2 protein-coding genes are annotated in these 18465 nt (G+C 72.2%); both read right to left on the reverse strand.

Annotated elements, in window-relative coordinates; genetic code table 11:
- Positions 1 to 251: 251 nt before the first annotated feature.
- Positions 252 to 938: a type VII secretion system-associated protein gene (locus tag ACYVF7_RS31000; RefSeq protein ID WP_460347710.1), complete on the reverse strand. Its 687-nt coding sequence runs from the start codon at positions 936 to 938 to the stop codon at positions 252 to 254.
- Positions 935 to 12169 (reverse strand): hypothetical protein, encoded by an 11235-nt coding sequence (locus ACYVF7_RS31005; RefSeq protein ID WP_460347712.1) that lies wholly within the window; start codon positions 12167 to 12169, stop codon positions 935 to 937. Before ACYVF7_RS31005 ends, ACYVF7_RS31000 begins: the two co-directional genes overlap by 4 nt.
- Positions 12170 to 18465 lie beyond the last annotated feature (6296 nt).

Below are 18465 nucleotides of genomic sequence, written 5' to 3' on the forward strand. Positions count from 1 at the left end.
TCACCTCCGGCGACGGCTGCGGTCGCGGCGAAAGGCAGCCCGGTCGGCGGATCCGTCACCGCGCACCTCCTTGGCGTCACGCACAGCGAACTAAGGTCACCTCTCGGTCCGTACGGAGGCGAATCGGCGAAAGGTGGCCCCGCATACGCATACGGACCCGATGGCGCTTTCGTTCACCGCATACGACCGATTTTTTCCGGTCACGCCCGTTTGCGACTGTTTTCGACGGCCTCGGCCCAGCGGAGGGTGGATCAGGCATCCTCACCGGCAGGGCCGCCGCCGACCGTGGCCGGACGCGCCGGCGGCTCGACGACGTCCTCCTGATCACCGGCCTCGCCGGCGTCCGTTTCCTGATCATCGGCGTCCGCACCGGTCTGTTCCAGCGCCGTCAGGAGCATGCCGGTCTCCACCGTCATGCTCACCGGAGCCGAGGGGTTGAGGTAGAGGACGTGTTCCTCGGGGAGCGAGTCGACCAGCTCCCACAGGTCCATCAGCTCGAACGCCAGCCGACCGGCGGCGTGGAGGTAGACGGGCGACGTGAACACGGGGATCACCGGGGTCTTCCCGTCCGGTGCGGTCGCGGCCACCGGGTCGCCGTCGGGGGTGACGAAGACCGCCACCTCCTTCGCCGCGGCCAGCGCCTCGGTCACCGCCTCGCCGGGCCCGTAGCCGGTCGCCGCGAGCTGCACGGCCGCGTCGACGTCATCGGCCGGCTCGGCCCAGCCGAGGGCCGTCGGCGACGGGCGGTACTCCTCGTTCTCCCGCCACTCGACGATCTCGCCGTCGGGACTCGACCGCCACTGGCCGAGCATCGCCCACGAGGGCGGTTCGCCCGCACCGGTCCAGGCGGGGTCCACCATCCCGAGCCAGTGGTCCGGGGCGAGCCGGGCGGCATCCCGGATCGAATCCGGGATCGAGGGCATGTTGTCCGTCGTCATGATCCCAACCAGGTGATGTAGAACCCCGAGAAGGCGGACCTGAATCCCTGAGCCGTGAGCGGCGGAGGATGCAGTCGGTTCCACGGGTTGTACAGGTGGATGAACCCCTCGTCGTCCACGAGGACGACGTCGTAGTAATGGCCCTCGAGAAGACCGGCGGCGAGTAGCTGATCGCCGCCTTCTTCCTCGGGCGACCGCGTGCCGACCACGATCGGCTTGTTCTCGCCGAGCAGCGTACGGAAGCCGTCGATGAGCCGCTGATCCGCTTCGGGACCGGGCGGTTCGAAGAAGCCGGGGATCTCGAGGAACGACGAGCGCAGGCCGGTCAGCTGGGTGAGCATCTCGGCGCCCTCCTCCTGAAGGTTGCCCTGGTGGAGGCGGACGTACCCCCGCGGGACGGCTTCTTCGTCTCCTCCCATCGCCGTCCACCCGTCGATCCATCGCTGCCATCGTTCGGCGCTCCAGGTCTGGTCGATTCCGGCGAACGCCTTCTCCAGGATCGGCGCCCACGCCGTTCCCGCCCCCCGTGCGAAGGCGGGCGTCCCGGGGTCGTCGGCGAAGACGGGCAGGTCGGGCGTCACGGTGAGGGTGATGAGCCTCCCGGTCGGCCGGTACAGGTCGTCCTCCTCCACGTACTCCGCCTCATTCAACGACACCTGATAGTTGCCGTCCTGGGTCTCTCGTACGCGGCCGCCGATGACCCCGGGGTACCGCGCCGCGACCGCGCCGATCAGGGTGACCAGCTGGCAGTCGTCGAGGCCGCCCTGATACGCCTGCAGGCGCGTCGGCTGCCCGTCGAACAGCGGGACGCGGGTGCCGTCCGCGTACTGCAGGGGCCTGCCGTAGCCGTCGGGAACCGACTCCGGGTCCTCGTTCACGTCCTGGAATTCGGGGCGCTCCACGACGGCCGTCAGCCGACCCGCGCCCGTACCGGTGACGGTGGACGCGTTGTGGAAGACGGGGTCCGGAAGGGCCGGCGGACCCGGCGGCTGCGGTGTCTCGGCGAGCGCGAGCCGTACGCCCAGCGTCCGGGCCGCGGAGTCGACGACCGCCAGCAGCCCCGCCCGCGTCTCGTGGTCGGCGAGCGGATCCTCCATCGCCAGCCGGAACCGCTGGACGCGGGTGAGGCTCGCGACGGGCAGAGCGCCGTCCTGCAGGACCGCCTGGGTGTGCTGGGCGGCCGTCAGCGAGGCTCCGGCGTTCTCCAGGTCCTGGACCCGGACGTGCCCGTCCGCGCCGAAGAGCGGCGCGGACGCGGGCAGGCTCTCCTCGGTCAGACCCGCCATCAACCGGTCGAACGGGGAGCCCATCGCCGCCGACGGCCCGCCGGGCGTGCTCGTCTCGTCCCCGGTCCGCAGAAGGGACGCTCCGCGGTCCAGCGCCCGTGCCAGCGCCCTGCCGAACGCCTCACCCTCCTGCGGGACGACCGGCAGTTCGGCCAGGTCTCCGCCAGGCTCCTCCGGCACTTCGGAGCCGGGGGCGTCGACGGCCTCGCCTCCGGGTGACGCCTTCGGCAGCGGTTCTGCGATGCGCTCCGGCGCGGGACCGTAGTGGTCGACGCCTCCGTCGGGGCGGTAGCGGCGCACCGGCACGGCCCGGCCGGCGGCGTCCGGCAGGAGGTCGATCACCCCCGGCGTCGGCGCGATCCCGCCCGTCCCCTCGATGATCGTCAGGCCGTGCTCCCGGGCCACCCGTCCCAGCTCGGGTGACGGCGTCACACCGGCGTCCGTGCACGGCAGGAGGAACAGTGTGGTGAAACCACGACTGATGATCTCTCGCGCCGTGGTCGCGACGACGCCCGCCGTGTCCGGCGGCGGCTGGGAGCCGTGCCATGCCAGGAGGTACACGCCGTCGCGGTCGCCGACCGGCACCTCGACCGGCGCGCTCACCTCCCGGCCCGGCGCTCCCGACCAGGACCGGAAATCCGCGTCCTGCAACCCTCCGTAGAAGGGCGAGCGGAGCCGCCAGTCGTCCTCGGCGAAGTACGCCTGTCCGACCTCGCGCCCGTCCGCCGAGCGGATCTCCCGCCACTGCGGCCGGCTCGCGGGCGGGGCCGGTACGGCCTTCACCACGCCGGCGAGGTCATCGGCGCGAACGGGCACGAGCGCCCCGGCCGTCTCCGCCGATGCCTCGGGAGCGACGCTCTCGGTCGTCTCCGCCGGCACCTCGGGAGTCACGGGCTCGGCCGTCGCCGCCGATGTCTCGGGTGCGACGGGCTCGGTCTTCGCGGCCAACTGGAAGCGCTGGACGCGTGTGAGGTCCGCGCCGCGCAGGCCGCCGTTCAGGATCGCCTGGCTCCGTTGCGCGGTCGTCAGGTCGATCCCGGCGCGTTCGAGGTCGGCGAGGGAGACCTGCCGGTCTTCGTCGATGAGGGGCGCGGAGGCGGGCAGATCCTCGTCCGTCAGCCCCGCGAGCCGGTCGTGCGGTGGCTTGATGGCATCGTCCGGCTCGCCGGCGGGCGTGGTCGCCGGCCGCGAGGCCTGACGCGCGCTGCGCGGGTACCGGCTGATCGTTCCGTCGGCGTCGCTGGTGAGCAGTTCGACCGGTACGCCGGTCTGGGCGGTGATCCGGTCCGCCGCCGCGGCGGCCGACGCCAAGTGGTCGGCGCGGGTCCACAGCCGCAGTGTCCGGCCGCGGAGCACCGCCATGCCTCCCGCCCGGTCGATGATCGCGGCGGTGGCCTCGGGAGGAAGAGTGCCGTTCTCGGCCCACTGCGCCGGCAGGTCGGTGTCGCCCAGCGGCGGTCGTTCCAGGTCCAGGCCCAGGTCGGTGATCAGTCGCCGGACCACCGTGGCCGGAAGCATGCCGATGAAGCCGTCGGGGACGTCCAGGACGACGTAGTGCCCGTGCGGGCCGCTGACGTGGAATCGGGCGTCGAAGGTGTAGTAGTCGTAGTCGTCGTCGCGCTGCCGGTTGGACTCGACGTAGTCGCCGGCCGAGTTCTTGTGCGAACGAGCGATCCGGTTGTCCCGGCCGGCGGAAATCCCGGGGTCGATCATGGGCTGGTCGGCGTGCTCCTCCAGCGGCCGGGCGAACGTGTGGCCGAGGTCGAATTCGCCGTCGACGCTCCACCCCCGCTCGGCTTCGTGTTCCCGCGCCGGTTCCTGGGAGTGCTCGGGGAAGTTGAGCCCGGTGAATCCGCCCCGGGTCAGCCATCGTCCCCGGCCGGGCACCATCTGCACGGTGAGGTACTCACCGCCGACCAGCGGGATGCGGTAAGTGCCGCGCAGCAACTTGTCGACGTTGGCGGAGGCGTCGCGTTCGTCGAGCCCGATGTCGCCGGTCAGGCCGTCCTGGTGGGTCGGGCCGAACTCCTCGACCGTCGGTGCGACACCGCGCGCCACCGCCGCGCCGTCGATCCGGCGCCGGGGTGTCGCGGCGGCCGGCGCCCAGCGTGCCAGGTGCTCGATTCCGGGCATCGCCATGGCGTGCACGTGCTCGGCGAGCGAGGTGGCCAGTGCCGTGGGAGCCGGCGGCGGCGTGCGCGTGATCATCGGCCGTACGGGGGCCGACACCGATGCCGCGGCCGAAGCCGAGGCCTGACCGGCCGAGGTCGAGGACGGCCTTGGGCCGGCCGCGGTCAGGTGGGTGGGCACGAGGACCGTGGCCCGGCCGGGCACCTCCCTGGTGGCGGCCGCCGGGGTGGTGGTGGGGAACAGGCGCCACCACATTCGCCGGCTCTCGCCCAGGGAGAGGATGTCCACAAGCGTGGGCACGGCCTTCGCGACCTGCGCGGTCCGCCGGGAGAACTCGCTCGGCGAGTACCGGTGGAACACCTCGACGCGGAACCGGCCGCCGTGCCGGAACTCTTGTGAGGTGTCCTTGGCCGTGGCGCGCCGGACGTCGCGCGCGGTGGATTCGACGCCGACCTTCAGCCCGTGTCTGCGCTCGTACTTGACGCTCACTCCGCCGGCCGGCCGCAGGCCCAGCGGCGCGGTCGCCCACCGGCCGTGGAAGAAGCCGCCGCCGCGCCAGGCGTGGCCGCGGCTCCGATGCTCGCCGATCTGGACGAACGCCTGTCCACCGGTCGTCACCTTCACGTCGGGCCTGGGCCGCCGGTAGGCGATCGAGTCCTCGATGGCGGTCACCCGGATTCCGGTGTGCAGCGTCCCGCCGTTGCGGGCGGGCATCTTCAGGTAGTCCCAGACACGGCCCTCAGCCCACGTCTGGGCGGGGGTGGTGAGGACGCGGTGGATCCCGCCTCGGCGCGCGATCTTGTACTGGCCGCGGATCGCCTCCTCGTCGAAGGCCGTCTCGATCGCGCCGAGCACGTCCGGATCCAGGTCACCGCCGAGCATGGCCTCGATCGTGTCGACGACGTCGGCCGCGTCGACGTCCTCGATGTGCGCGGCGGCCAAGGCCAGGTCGTCGCCCAGGTAGTGACGTTCGCCCGTTGCGGACGGCAGGTCCTCCCGGGCCGGCACGGGCAGGCCGTGGTCGGCGGCGCGGACGTACGGGACGAGGAGCTCGGTCCCCCGGGTGATCTTCACATGCCGTTCGACGCGGTAGGAGACCCGGGTCCCCCTGCCCCGGATGAAGGCGCGGCGCAACTTACGCGACCCGCTCACGGAGCGCCAGCGCCGGTACTGGATGGTGTAGACCGGATCGGCGCCGAGTTGCTCGCTGTCGCCCGAGTAGGTGCCCAGGTTCAGATCCAGCGCACCGCCCATGTCGGTCACGCTGCGGCTCGGGAAGGACACATCGCCGCCGCCCATGGCGCCGCCTGAGATCTGGTTGCCCACCTTCTGGCTGGTCGTCTGGTGGCCTTCGCCCTCGTTGTGGCTCTCGGCGGACGGCAGGCCGAGCCGCACCACACCGCCCGGACCGGCGGAACCGTCGAGACCGTAATTGGCGGCCCTCTCCTCACCGAACCGGAGATCGGCCTCGGTGTACTGCTCCAAGGTGGCGCCCTTGACCGTCTGCTCGTGACGGACGTTGAAGGTCCGCATCCGGATTCGGAGCTCCTGCCGCCATCCGCCGGCGGTCGAGGGCAGCGGAATCCGCAGGCCACGGCGGCTCAGCAGGCGCCGGGCATTGGACTCCAGGAACGTGTGCGTGCCGGTGCGCAGGATCCGCTCCACGGCGCCGTACCGCCGACCGGACGGCACGAGCGCGGCGAGCACCTGTTTGAACGCGTCGGCCTGGGGCCTGGGTCCGGGCGCCTTGTTGTGCGCAGCCACCAGCTCGGCCATGTGCGCCGAGATCTCGCTGACGCCGGTCAGGTTGAGCTGGATGCCGGTCAGCCCCTCCCGGCTGAGATCGAACTCCTCGCCCCTGTCCTTCCCGAGCGGGGCGGCCAGCCGCCGGAGACCCTCCTCGTCCATCGGCCCGGTCTTCACCGTGACCTCGCCGTACGCCAGGATCTCGTCGGCGGGGAGCGGCTTGGCGGGCAGGTGCGCGTCGGAGACGGTGACGGCGGTCCAGTACTCGTCACCGGACTGCTCCCATACCCGGGCCGCGACCAGGTCTCCGGACGTACGGCTCGTCGTGACCGCCGACGTGTAAGCGGTCGCGTATTCAAAACGGGTGACGTTCCCGTTCGTCCGTTCGCGGCGGTACTCCTTGACCCCCGTACTGTTACCGATCTTGTGGTGCCGGGCGCGCTCGGCCTTCAGTTCGAGCAGGTGCAGGTCCAGGCTGAACAGCCGGGCCAGCTTGATCCGGAAGCTGAGCTTGAACCCGGCGCCGATGGTGCGGCCCTTCTTGTCCTCGGTGTCCAGCCCCGCGACGTTCTTGCGCTGGGTGTCCAGGCTGACGTCGGTCTCGGCCACCGGATCGCGGCGCAGCGCCCGCAGCTCGGTGTAGAGCACGGCGGTGAACTTGTAGCCGCCGATCGTCAGCTCGTGACTGATGTCGCCGTCGATGCCGTCCGCCATCGTGCCGCGAGCGCCGGGCACGCCGAACTTCATGGCCAGCGCCCGCGCCAGATGCTGACGAAGGGCGGCGGACATCTCGCCCACGACGCCGGCCGTACGCATCTGCCGTGCGAGCTCGTCCACCAGCTCGCGGTAGGCCTTCTCCCGGCCCGGCATCTCCCGCACGATGCCCCGGCCCAAACCGGTACGGGCGGCCAGCGCGAGCGGCTCACGAGGATGCACCACATGACGCCAGGTCCGCAGCGGACCATGCACCTGACCGCGCTCGTCGATGACGAACCGCTTCTCTCCGGCCTTCTCTCCGCCTTCCTGCTCCTCGACTCGCCTGCCGTCGGCGGCCACCACCTGGATCCGCGGCTCCGCCATCAGCGCGTCGACGGCGTCGTGCAGAGTCCGGTCCCCGCCCGGCTCCGCCAGCCGACTCCGCAACGCCTCGGTCAACTGGACCTGCGGGATCCCTCCTGAGGCCAGGAAGTCGGTGAGGGCCGTCAGCTCCGCCGCGCGCAGCGGCGACAGCAGATCCTCGTGCCACGGCGACGGCGCCTCGGCCGTCATCGGCTCCCTGGCCGGATTGGGGACGTACCAGCGCGGCTCCCGCTCGCCCTCGTGCTCGTCCATGAGGAGGGCGCCGACCACTCGCGCATTCTCGTCCAGCACGTATCGCCACACCGCGCCGCCGGAGGCACCGGAGTCCTCACCGGAGACGAGGAACGCGTGCTCGTCCGTCGGCAGCACCCAGGTGATGCCGGGATGCGCGTACAGGGTCCGCCAGCCGTCCTCCGCGACCAGCCAATGGGGGACGAGCGCGTCGTGCAGCGTGGGAGGAAGGACGATCTCGATCGGCCCTCGGGAGGCCAACGCGATGAGGTCGCCGACGTCCCGCACTCCGTCGCCAAGGAAGGGCGCGGGCGGGCCTCCGTCCGTGAACCGCGACCTCAGCCACCGGGCGAAGTCGGCCCAGGACGGCGCCGAACGTCCTGCCGCGGGCTCCGGCGCGGCGAGTGTTCCGTCGGCGACCGTCTCCGGCTCCAGCGTTTCCGGCTCGGCGGGCACCTCCGATCGGACCGGCGCATCTTCCTCGAGCGCCTCCGTCTCCGCCGGCAACCCCTCATCCAGCGCCGTCGACCCGGCGGGCGCTTCGAGATCCTCCTGGTTCCCCGATTTCTTCGGCGCCTCCGCGGGGATGAGGCCGGAGCCGGTGAGCACTCCGCCCAGAGCGCCGCGCTCGAACTTCTCGGCGTGCGCGAGACCGATCCCCAGCTCGCCGATGACCGGAAGAGTGAACGGGACATCGCCGCGGTCGGACTTGACCGAGACCGTCACCACGAACTCGGTCTGATAGCGGACCAGGCGGTCCTTGCGCATGGTGGCGTTCTTGACCTGCCCTCCGGAGGTCAGGGTGCGCCCGTGCTCCCGCGATGACCCCAGCTTCGGCAGATCGACACTGGGCGTGGCCAGATGGGAGCCGAGCTCGATGCCGAAGGCGACGCCCGGGGTGGCGCTCGCCCCGGAGCTGTGCTTCTGGCCGTCGCCGATCCGGACCGTGTCCGCGATGTCGTTACGGAGCAGGACCTCCTTCTCGGTGGTCGTCACGTACCGCACGGTGTGCGGCCGGCCGCTGACCTCCAGATGTCCCTGGAACGTGGACAGGGCGGACAGCCTCTTGGCGATCAGGCCCGTCACCCAGCTCCCGGTCAGCCACCACTGGCTGCGGTCCTTGAACGTCTTCTCGTTGACGTACTCCTCGGCGACGTCCTGCACGATCTCATCGACGTCCTTCGCCGGGAGACCGAGATGGTCGAGGACGCTGCGCAGCCCCGCCAGCAGCGCTTCGGGCACGATCGCGGTGACCGCGTGGTCGAGGCCGTCCAGCACGGCCGGGTCCACGACCCGCACGACCGGGTGCCCGCCGTCACCGGACGGCACCGCGAGGGCCGCGGTCTCGGCGGCGGACGAGTAGACCGTGGGGAACGCCAGCCGCGCCCTGCCCGAGAGCAGGAGGTCCGGACGCTCGACCCGGTTGACGGTGGCCCGCACCCGGATCCGTGCCGCGTGACCGTGGGTGGCGTTGGCGATGACCCGGTTCCCCGACTGGACCTCCATCAGGATGGTGTGCCAGGAACCGTGGCCGCGCTCCGTCCCGACCTTGAACACCGGCGAGACGTGCGACAGCCCTGCCTGCAACCCCACCGAGAGGAACAGGATCGGCTCTACCTGCGCGCTCCTCCCGCTCAGGGCTTGGCGCATGACCTCCTCGGCGTACGTGGTGTCGCCGTACTTGCTGAAGAACGTCTGGTGGCCCGGATCGGTCCCCGCGTCCTCCGGCGGCGCGAACTCCGTCTGCTCCACCGAGAAGGACAGCCTGACCCGTGCGTCCTTCTCGACGATCAACTTGCCGTGGAGCAGCAGCCGCTCCCACCTCACGGGGTCCTTCTCGGCCAGCAGCGCGAGGATCTTCTTGCGGACCGCACGTGCCACGGACGATGACAGCCCGGAGGTGACGCCATCGATCCAGCGGGTGACCGACTCGTCGGGCCGGCCGCCCGGCAGCGACCCGTCCACCACCTCGGCGACCGACGACACGGAACCGTCGCCGAGCCCGCCGCGCTCCACGTACCACGGCGCGAGCGGTGTCGCGTCCGAGCCTCGCGCCTCCGTATCGCCGGAATCTTCCAGCGCCTCCCAGAAGGTCCGGTAAGCGGCGTACAGCTCATCGTCCGCCGCCGTCTGGCCGGTGAGCGTGCCGGACCGCGCATCCTCCGGGGATACCGGCTCCGGGACCCGCGGCTCGGTCACCTCCACCACGGGCTCTACCGGCTCCGGGACCTGCGGCTCGGTCACCTCCACCGCGGGTCGTACGGCCGGCGCATGCTCGTCGGACGCCTGCGCGGGGAGCATCAGGTCCGTCACCGGCCGGTCGTCGGCCGGCTCGTTCCTCCACTGGTCGCGCCCGGCGCCGGCGGCGCCGTCCTTCAAGGGGATGCGGACGGCCGTACCGCGCTCCTCGAGCGGCACCAGGTACACGGCGTTCTCGTCCACCACGAGCCGGTACGGCCGGGCCCCCGGGTCCAGCGAGGTCAGCGCCTCCAGGAGCGTGTCGTGATTGCCGACGCGACCGAGCCAGCCGTTGTCCCCCCGCAGATAGGCGCCGGTCGGCTCGTGGACGAAGTCGTCCCCGAACCTCGTCCATCCGAAGGGCGACAGCTCCTCGCCGGACAGCCTGACCACGCCCGTGCGATCGATCTCGTAGGTGTACGGCGTCGAGCGGGACGGATGCGGGCGCTCGTACGCGAATGGCGCCCCGGAGGACTCGCCGACGACCGGCACCTCGTCCAGGGACACCTCGGTCAGGTCGCCGGGGTCGCCGAACCGAGGTGCCATGACGGTCAGCCGACGGCCGATCGGCCACTGTTCCGACAGCGGATTCCTGTCGTGGTCCGGGGATCCGCCGCGCAGGCCGCCGAACCGACGGCGCCGCGTCTGCGTGCCGGACGGGCCGGGGGTGTGCCGGTGTTCGTACGCGCGCAGGTCCTCGATCACCTGATCGACGCGCCGGCGCACGTGGTCCAGGTCACGACGGCCGGCGCGCACCGGGCCCGCGTTCCGCTCGTCGACGAGGGCGTTCCGGATCGCGGCGAGCGCGTGCCGTACGCCGCGGGCGGCCTCGGCGTCGGCGTAGCGGATGAGGTCGCGCAGCGCCACGACCGCGTCGGCCTGAAGGTTGCTGGTCACGTTCCCGCGGAAGATCGGATCGACGACCACATGGGGGGTCCTGCGCGCGATCGAGTCGAGTAGGTCGCGAACGGTCGTCACCATGTCGCCGCCGGAGGGATTGTGAGCGCTGACCGCCCGCACCGCCTCGGCCAGGCCCTCGTTGAAGGCCCGGCCCTCGGCGGTCCGGATGTTACGGTCCACCCGCTCGGCCCACGCGTAGAACCGCCGTGCGAGCTCGGCGAACGCCCGGGCGGTGCGCATCTCCGCCCGGAGGCTCGGCCCCGGCGGACCGACCTCGCGCATCTCCAGCACGGCCAGGTCGATCGCGAGGGCGCCGCGGTTGTCGTCGGTGCTGCGGAAGTCCGTCCGGACGTTCATCGCGTCGTACTGCTCGACGAGGACGCGGGTCCGGCTCAGCGGCAGCAGCATGTTGTCGGCGTAGTCGCCGACAGTCATCGTCTTGTCGTTCAGCGTGTAGTCGAACAGATCGAGCGGCTGCTCGTTCGACGCGCGTCGGCGCTGCTCGTAGCGGCGGATGGCCGACGCGAGCCGTTTCCTGAGATCCGTCTTCAGCCTGGTCCGGATTCGGTCACGGCCGGCCTCGAGGAACTCCTGGACCTCGTCCCAGAATGATTCGCGGATACCGGCGAAGGACGTGCGCAGGACCCCGTACACGAGGTTCTTCGCCAATTCGTCGTCGCGAAGGAACACGTGGGCCGCAGCGTACGTGTGCGTGTTCAGCAGCGTCGCCGCCGTCCGCACGTCCGCGACGCCCGGCACGTGTTCCATCGCCGGCACGGCGAACCGGCCCACGCGCTGCCCCAGGTCTTCGTTCAGGTAGTCGCGCGTCACCTCCGCGCCGAACCGCAAGCCGGCCCGTAGCGCGCTGGTCATGTCCCTGTGGGTCACGTACCTCTGGGCCGCGACCAGGAAGGCGGGGGTGAACGCGACCGGTACTCCCTCGGTGAGGTGCAGGCCGGCCGTCTTCACGGATCCGGGTGGCCGGAGGATGGTCACGTCGTCCGCCCTGGGCCCGTACTCGTAGTCGGGGTCGTCACCGAACAGCTCCCTCAGGGTGCTGCCGCGCGAGCCGCGCCCGCCTTCGCCGTCCCGGAGGCGCACCGCGTTGTTCAGCCGCCGCTCCACGTCCTGGACCCCGGCCTCCACGACCTCGGGGTCGTGACGATTCTCCTCGCCGAACGGCAGCACCCGTTCGATCGCGGTGACCACTTCGGTGATCGTGACGTTCTGGTCCTTGACCCGTCCCCGTCTCGATGCCCGCGCCGACTGTTGCGACGCGAAGTACCGACCGCCGGCCATGTAGATGCCGCCGGTGTCGGTCTCCACCTTGACGCCGGTCCTCCGGTTGTAGACGAGGACCTCTCTGCTGTCCCTGAACCGCGCGCCCTGGTGAACGTGGACGATGAAGGGCCTCTCATGCTCGGTGCCCTGTCCGCCCCCGAGCACCCGGGGTGCCTCATCGAGGGCGATCTGATGGGCGAGGTCGGTGGCCAGTCCTCGATGGTCCGTGGGGCCGTCCCGCGGGATGTCGCGCAGCGCCTGTTCGACCTCCCCGCGGTCGACCCGGCCGCCGAGCCATGCGCCGCCGAGGCGGGCCAGCTGGGAGTTGACCTCGCTCACGAGGTGGTCCGACACGGGGGTGCCCGGCCCGTACGCCCTGGTTCGGCGGTTCCGAAGCCGGTGGGTCACCGAGCTGCCCGCGGAGGTTCCGGATCAGGCCTTCGAGGTCGGCCGCCGCGCGCCGCATGCCGTCGAGGCGGTGCTGTGCGCGGCGGTGCGGCGGCACGTCGACGTGGCCGCCCGCCGCGTGGGCGTTCCAGAAGCGGTCGACGATCTCCCGCGCCTGCGCGTCGACCGCGGGCCTGGCGTCCGGGTCGAGGTGCTCCCGCAGGTCCCGGTAGTCGGTGCCCGCGCGCTCGACGCGTCGTTCCGAGGACCCGCGCAGCAGCGCGAACTGGCGGGCGGACCGGTCGGCGGGCGTCGGCGGCGCCGGGCGGAGCCGGTCCCACGGGATCTGCGGCGCGTCCTCGTCCGTGCTCTCGGCGCCCCGGAAATGGCCCGGAGTGCGGATGAAGTGGACACGGGCGCCGCCGGCGGGCCCGAGCTGCGTCACGTGCCGGTCCTGGACCAGCGTGACGGGCAGGCCGAGCTCGTTCGCCGCCAGGTGCGCGACGAGGTCGCCCGTCTCGTTGCGCCAGCTGTCCATCCGGCGGATCTGGTTTACGAGCGCACGGCTCCAGTCCGCGAAGGAGGTTCCGTCCCCTGACTCGTGGAAGAAACCGGCGTACCGCGAGAGCAGGCCCTCGTCCGCCACCGCGAGATCCGCCTCCAGCCGGTCCGCCAGCCAGTTCCGCACCACCTGCACGGCCTCGCGGCTGCCGGGCCGGATGCTCCGCAGGCCGGGGATCTCCCGGGCGAGGTAGGGACCGGCGATGGCGAGGAGGCTGTGGTAGAAGCAGTTGTCGTCGGCCGGAACGTCGATCGGCCGGAGGCGACGCGCGCTGAGCGCCGCGTCGAGCCGTGCCTGGTCGAACGCCTCCGCCTCGGCCTTCAGTGCCCGCGCGGCCGCCTGCTCGATCTCGCTCTCGCCGACGGTACGGGTGTCCGACCGGCCGGCGACCGGAGCCGTCCGACTCGTGCGCGGGACCGGGTCGGTCATGCTGAGCCCAGGGGCTGGTCGGGGCTGAGCGGCGGCGCGGGGCCGGGAGACGACGAGCGTGTGCCGGCCGTTGTCGAGCGGCGCCAGCGCGATCCGATCACGTGCCTCGCGCGGAGCGGCCGAGCCGGCCAGGAGAACGCGGTACCTGGTGGCGCCCGCCGGGTCCGTGACCACCGCCACGGCCCCCATCCGGGACGGGCCGATGAACCAGATCCACGTCCCGGGTGGCAGGTCGTCCGGAATCCGGTCGACCTCCTCGGCCAGCCGGTCGGGGCGTTCCTCGATCGCCCGCAGGACGTCTTCCTCCCAGGTCCGGTCGCCGGCTTCCGCCAGGAACCGGACCGCCGCGCCCAGCCCGCCGCGCGCGACGTCCTGAACGGTCGTGGGCCGGGCCGGCGCACCGTGGGTGAGCCAGAAGACCGGGACGAAGTCCGCCAGCGGGCCCAGCGGCGTCCAGCCCGGAACCTCCGCGTCGGCCGGTCCGATCCCGTGACGGCCCCGCTCGTTCCGGTAGACGTACGCGTCGTCCGGCACGCCTCCGCGCCTCGCGGTGTCCAGGCTCACGATGGGCGGCCGGGGGGTGTCCGTCAACGCGGCGATGCTCGCGCTCCGGTCGACGAGCCGGTTCTCGAACGCGAGCAGGGCCTGGTCGAGCGTGGGCCGCGACTGAACTTCCGTCCGCCGCGCGACCTGTCCGGCCAGGCCGGCGCCGAGGTGATCCACGACGGAGGCGAGCGCGAGGTCGCGCACCGAGGTGAACGACCTGACCTGTGACCTCGCCCCGTCCAAACCGGCGGGCGGGTCGAGCAGCAGGCCGTCACCGCCGAGGTCCAGGGAGTACAGCCGCCCGCCGCTCTCCGGAGGCCGCACCGGGAGTCCGGACACCGCCTCGAACCACCGGATCTCGCCTCGGTCGGCGACCACGGTGAACCGTTCGGCGGTGCCGTCCGCGCGGGTGGTGACGGCGAGGGAGACGGCGCCGTCCCCGGCCGCCGACAGCGTGTCGTGAAGCCCCTGGATCGCCTGCTCGATCGACGGCGCCTGCCGCCGCCGGTACGCCAGGTTCACCCGTCGCTCGTCCAGGGCGGACTCCGACGCGGTGAGGCGGTCCGCGGTCTCCTGTACGGCGTCCGCCGTCCAGCGCGCCGCTTCGCCGGCCCCGGCGCCCCGCCCGGTGACGCGCAGGTCGGCGAGGATCTCCTCCGTCCCCTGGAGTCCGTGACGCGCGTCCGCCAGGAGCGGCGTCAGGTAGGCCGTCGACTCCTCGTGCCGCTCCAGCAGTTCCTCTTGCTCGGCCTGCCGGGCCTCCAGATCCGAGATACGGTCCCGTAGACCGTCCAGCGCGGCCGGGTCCGGGGAGACGTCCAGGATCAGCCGCGTCCGCTGCGTGTACAGGTCGTCCAGGGCAAGCTGGAGGTCGTCGAGCTCCCGCTGGGCCCGGGTCGTCTCCGCGGCCGCCGCGGCGTGCTCCGCCTCGATCCGGGCGACGATCCCCCGCCACGCGGCGGCGGCCTGCGCGGTCCGGCCGAACATGCCGGGCAGCTCCGCGTGGGCCGTGTCCATTCGATCGAGGCGCCCGGCGACCTCGGCCAGCACCGCCTGCTCGAAGGTTCGCTGGTGCGACCAGGAGGTGCGGTACAGCCGGGCGAGATCGATCGGGTCGAGCCCGTGGTCGGCGGCGATTCGCCGGGTCCCGTCGCTCCAGAGCCCGGCGTTCGACGCCTGGTCGGCGGTCAGCGCCAGGTCGTCGAAGGTGCTGGGGTCGAAGGCGTAGAGCCGGCCGCTCGGGTCGGCCCAGTGGCTGCGCACCGTGCCGTCCGGCTGTGCGACGTCCAGCCGGACGTGCGTGCTCAGCTCGCGCGCGACGTCGCGGGCCAGGTGGACCGGGTCGAGCGAGAGCAGCGCCGCCTCCGGCGGCAGCGCGGCGGGGGCGCCGGTCGGGTTGTCCGGGCGGAGCGCGTGGACCCGGTTGACCTCGTTGATGATCGCGGTGATCTCGTCGTCGAGGGAGCCGGTCAGGCCGTCGAGCAGCCGGGTGTCCGGCCTGGCGCGCCGCTGCTCGTACACGTCGGGGACGGCCGGCGCCGGCACGTACGGGTCCGCCGCGCGCGCGGCCGCCAGGTCGTCGCGGATCGTCCGCGCCGCCCAGTCGAGGATCGCCCGGTAGTGCAGGATCCGCGTGTTCGCGCCGTGGGTGAGCACGACCGGGCCGCGGGCGCCGCCCTGCTCCCGGAGGTGGCTCACCAGGGCGTGGTGGGCCTGGGAGGCCGCGTACTTCGGTCGTGGCCCGGGCTGCGGGTGGGTCGGGTCCGGCCGGTACACGGCAGCGTCGGCGAGCAGCGGGGCCAGGTCGAAGCGCGGCGCGGTGCCCAGGCCGGCCCAGGCCTTCGGGTCGACCCGGTCGCGCAGCGCCTGCCGGGCCTGCCGCTCGTTCGCGGCCAGCTCCGCGCGCAGCTCCTCGTACTGCGCCTCGAACATCTCCACGACCACGTCACCGGTGATCGGGTCGCTGCGGACCGGCGCGCCGACGGGCTTGGGCTTGTTCGGCGTGACGAGGTGGTGGCGCATCTTCTGCGCCTCCAGCCAGAACTGGCCGCGCAGGCGCACCAACAGCTTCGAGCCGTACTCCTTGACGTCCTGCTCGCGCCGGTAGTTCTCGGTGCCGGCGCTGTTGTCGTTGGCCGACGTGACGCGGCTGCCCCCGTGGTTCAACGACCAGGAGTGATCCGGACGGTGCGGCGCCGCCTCGGTGCCGGGCTGCGGGTTGAACGTGTCGGTGCCGCCGATGCCGTAGTCGCCGGTGCCGCGTGTCAGGTCGCTGCTGTTGTTCGCGGTGGTCCCGCTCTGGTGCTTGATGTAGCGGCCGACGCCGCTGCCGTCGACCATCCGTATGACGACCTGCGCGTCGAACAGCTCCCCCCGCAGCGACATCGCCGCGCGCAGGTCGGAGTCGCCGGCCCGGAACAGGTCGGGGGGCAGCCGGTATTCGCCACCGCCGGTGGCCTCGAGCACGTGGTTGACCAGGTGCGACCGCGACAGCAGGAACGGCAGCGACTGGAAGGACCGTACGCCGGGATCGCCGGCCTCGGCGCCGAGCGCCTTCTCGTACCAGCGCGGGCCCAGCAGCGTGTCCAGCAGTTTCCGGGCGGCGGGCAGCAGGCCGTCCGCCGTCATGCCGACGACGGCCAGGTTGCGGTTCAGCTTCGGCAGCGGAAGGAGGTTGCGCACCTGCTCCGGGCCGTGCAGCGTGCCGGCCTCGGCGAGCGCGTGCGGCAGCTGGATGTCCAGCGTTCCGTCCGCGGTGGTCCGGGCGGTCGCGCTGTGGCGCGTCCAACGGTCCAGTCCGCCGAGGAGCAGGTTGTCCAGGGGACGGCCGGACATGTCGAGCCGGTCGACCTCCACGATGAGCCGCTGGCGGACGCGCACGGCGTAGTGGTTCGCCCAGTCGTAGTCGGTCATCTCGCTGACCGCGTTCTCCGCCCGGGTCGTGCCGCGGTGGTGCCCTTCGGCCGTCTTGATGTCGGCCGAGCCGCTGGCGTTGGTGCCGCCGGCGCTGAACTTGGGCAGGACGAGGGCCTGCGCCCCGTCCCTGGACCTGGACTGGGCGGTGCCGACGTAGCCGTGCGAGTAGACCGCGAGGCCGGTGTTCCACCGGTAGTCATGCACCTCCGGCTCGGAGATGCGCTCGGCCCTCATCCTGACCCTGACGACGTCGGTCAGCACCGGGCCGACGGGGTTGGCCAGGTAGAAGGTGAAGCCGTTCTGGGAGGGCAGTTCCTCCCAGAGCATCTGGTCGCGTCCCTCCGCCAGTATCGCCTGCAGCAGGTCCACGCCGCCCTGCATGCGGCCGATCCGGCGGCCCTTCCCGTCCCAGAGCGACGGGTCGGCCCCCAGCAGGCCCGGCGCCACCCGGTCGATCTGCTGCCGGACGATCTGTTCCGTCGTCCGGCCGTCGTCGTGGGTCCAGCGGTGGACGCCGTGGTGGCCGAGGAAGAAGCCGCCCGGGTCCGTCCTGGTGAGGTACTCCGGCAGCGTCATCCGGTCGAACGGAAGGCGCGGGTGCGACAGCTTCTGGCGGAACGTCGCGTTGAACCGGTCGCGGACCTCCAGGGACGTGATCGGCACAGCGCCGACCGTGTGCAGACCGGCCAGCACGCCCACCAGCGGCGGGCGGTTCACCGGCAGCCCGGCGGGCGGCTCGGGGACCTCGGCGTGCCAGCGCATCAGGAGGCGCGCCACCACGTCGCCGCTGAGCCGCAGGTCGCCGTCCAGCCATCCCCTCAGCACCTCGCCCAGCCGCTGGTCGGTGAGCGGCGCGCGGTCCTCGGCGTACGCCACGACGTCCTCGGGCATGTCGGGCGCGGTGAACGGGTCGTGCGGGGCGCCGAGCCGGCGCCCGAACGCGGTGTTGAACCGGTCCCTGACCCACTCGTCCAGGATCGGGGCCGCGCCGGTCTCGTGCAGGCGGACCAGCGTGCGGGCCAGCTTGTCGCGGCCGACCCTCGCGTCCTTCGGGAGGGTGGGCACCTCGCTCTGCCAGCGCATCAGGATCTTCGCCGCGAGATCCCCGCCGAGCTTCAGTTTGCCGATGTGCCAGCGGAGCATGGCGTTCCTGAGCTGGCGGTCGGAGATCGGCAGGTGACCGTCGGCGTACTGGGCCAGGGCCTCCGGCTCGGGCAGCGCGAACTCCACCAGCCGGGGACCCACGGTCTCGGTGTGGTGCGCGCTGCCGCTGGGCAGCAGCTTGGCGTGCTTCTCCAGGCGGCTCCGCACGTCGAAGGACACCGTGCTCCGGAAGAAGTACACCCGGTTGAAATCGAGCTGGAGGAGCTCCTTGCCGCCCGTGCGGCCGCTGGTGCGCGACCGGTTGAACTGCCAGTGCCGGTTGAGGTCCGTCTCGCCGGTCAGGTGGGCGGGCCCCGCGTCGCCGCCGAGCGCGACGTCGAGCTGCTCCCAGGTCCAGCCGTGGGAGCTCGTACCGGTGGCCCGGCCCTCCATCAGCTGGAGCTTGATGATGCCGGTGACCGCCTTGTGGGCGCTGGCGCCCGCGAAGCTGGTGGGTCCCAGGTGGCCACGGATGTCGATCGCGCCGAGCCGGTCGCGGGTCAGGCGCGACTCGAACGCGTTCTCGGTGGTGCACTGACCGCCCAGGATCTCCTTGAAGTACGACCGCATGGAGTCCGTGCCGGCGAAGGTGTCCCGCAGCGAGGCCGCCGTTCCCGCCGGGTCGGTCAGGTGGCCGAGTCCCTGGACCGCC

The organism is Actinoallomurus acanthiterrae (genome assembly GCF_054775715.1).

Coding starts and splice junctions, on each gene's coding strand:
- ACYVF7_RS31000 (WP_460347710.1), bottom strand. CDS start 938: ATGACGACGGACAACATGCCCTCGATCCCGGATTCGATCCGGGATGCC.